Source organism: Chitinimonas violaceus, from assembly GCF_052601015.1.
The window spans coordinates 1-1,948 of record NZ_JBQXDJ010000161.1 but is presented as its reverse complement, the minus strand read 5'-3'; the positions used below and the strand labels follow the sequence as shown (position 1 = coordinate 1,948).

At 59.2% G+C, this 1,948-nt stretch carries 3 protein-coding genes; all 3 read right to left on the bottom strand.

What is annotated here, in order from left to right; translation table 11 throughout:
- Positions 1-365: 365 nt before the first annotated feature.
- The gene (gene relB / locus ACUHMQ_RS20615) at positions 366-590 is read right to left on the bottom strand and encodes a type II toxin-antitoxin system RelB family antitoxin (RefSeq protein WP_445297322.1); all 225 of its coding nucleotides are present in this window, start codon (positions 588-590) and stop codon (positions 366-368) included.
- Between the two features lie 42 nt (positions 591-632).
- Positions 633-1,763, bottom strand: a complete 1,131-nt coding sequence (gene xerC, locus ACUHMQ_RS20610) for a site-specific tyrosine recombinase XerC (RefSeq protein WP_445297321.1) — start codon at positions 1,761-1,763, stop codon at positions 633-635.
- Positions 1,753-1,948, bottom strand: a 196-nt coding sequence (locus ACUHMQ_RS20605; protein ID WP_445297320.1) for a hypothetical protein, incomplete at its 5' end; no start/stop codon positions are given. The genes xerC and ACUHMQ_RS20605, both read right to left, overlap by 11 nt.

Below are 1,948 nucleotides of genomic sequence, written 5' to 3'. Positions count from 1 at the left end.
CTGCGGTTCGGTTCTGGTACGACCGGCTTGGCAGGTCCCACCCAGTTACGACCATTCCCCGCAATGCTGTTACCCAGCACATCCCCGAAGATAGATTTTCCGGTCACGAGTTGTCGTACAGAAACCCGTCAAACCTAGACGCCATGCGGCTTTTAACGCATCGATAGGCTCAAAGATACCCACTAAACAGGAATTTTTTTCAGGTGCTGTTTTTAAAGAACGCAGCCAATTGCCTTGGCGAAGGGGGCGGATTTTGACATAAGAAACCCGCAGACGGGCTGCGGGTTAGGGGAAACGAGCGGGGGTATCAGACTAGCGGCAAGCGGCTAAGGAGAAGGGAAGAAGCAAGGCAAATCCGGCAACGCTCAGTCTTCCAGGCAATAGTGCTTCATCAAGTCTTCTAACGACATGGCTTGGGTTTTACCCGCCCGTAAGTCAGCCAAACGCCGTTCCGCCAGATAGATGTCTTCCAGCTCGTCCAGGTGGCTCAGGATCGCTTCTCGGGCGTAAAACGTCTTGGTACGCCCCGTTGATTTCGATAATGCATTCAGCCGATTTTCAATGTCGGCAGGGAGTCGGATGGTCAGCACGATGGCTTCCTTCGGTTAGGTTTTTATAGGAGTCAGGGGGTGTTACTGCGCCAAACCGTCAGCGTCTGGGGCGTCGTCGTTTTCTTCTGCCAGCGCATCCAGCAACGTGGCCGCCGCCGTCGCTCGCAGGCCGGGGGGCGGTGGTACCGGCGTCTCATCCTGTCGCGTCAGCCGCGCCGGGTGCGTCGCGTCGTGTATCGCCCGTAAATGGTCAATGCTCACGTGGGTGTAAATCTCGGTGGTCGAGAGCTGCGCGTGACCCAGCAAGGCTTGCAATATCCGTACATCCGCGCCCGCTTCCAGCATATGGGTTGCCATCGCGTGCCGCAGCAGATGGGTACTGCCCGGTTTGTTGACCCCCGCGAATTCCATGTACTTCTTCACCTTCAGCGAGATATGCGCCGGTGTCATCGGCTCGCCGTAGTCACTCAGAAACAGCGCCGTTTCATCCACCATCAGCAACTGCGGGCGGGCGTCCAATAGGTAACGATCCAGCCAAGCCAGGGCACGTTGTCCCAACGGCACTACCCTGTCTTTGCGGCCTTTGCCTTCCCGCACCATCACCAGCCGACGGTGCAGGTCCACGTCGTAGCACGCCAGGTTTGAGGCTTCCAGCCGCCGCAATCCGGTGCTGTAGAGCAATTCCAGCAAGGCCCGGTCGCGCAGCCCATACGGCGTATTGGGTTCCGCTTGCGCCAGGATCGCTTCCACCTCCTGTACCGACAGCAACGCACGCGGTAGCCGCTTCGAGGGCTTGGGGAGGTCGATTTCGCTGGCCGGGTTGAACAAGAGGTAGTTTTCTCGGGCGAGCCATTTGAACCACGTCTTGAGCGGCCCCAGGCAGCCCACCTGGCTGGCATGGGTCAGCGGCTGGCCATCGGCCTTGCGGTAATAGAACAGATAGCGCTGGTAACGCTCCAGCACCGGCTTGGTGATGTCTGCCGGTTGCATCAACCCGCGCTCATCGCACCAAGTAATAAAGCGGCGCAGGCTGCTGTGGCGGGCCTTAACCGTGTATTCCGAGTAACCCTTGACCCGCAGGTAGTCGAAGTGCGCCGCCATGTAAGCCAGCATCGGGTGATGCGCCAGCGGGTCAGCCACCTGCCGCCGTGGTACTTGTGGCTTGGTTGGGCGGCGTTGGCGTGTCTTGATTTTCAGGCCCTTACGCGGCATAGCCCGCGCCTTCTACCGGCAACACCGGCAAGTGAACTAAGGGATGTACGACCACGACCGGATCAGGGGTATTTTCAGGCACCCCCACCCTTATTTCGTCGTCAGAAACGGGCGTTTCCGCTAAAACCCTGGTGGCGTCTGGCGATTCGCAGGCATCAGTACCCCGCACACCCCCCGCGTTGGGG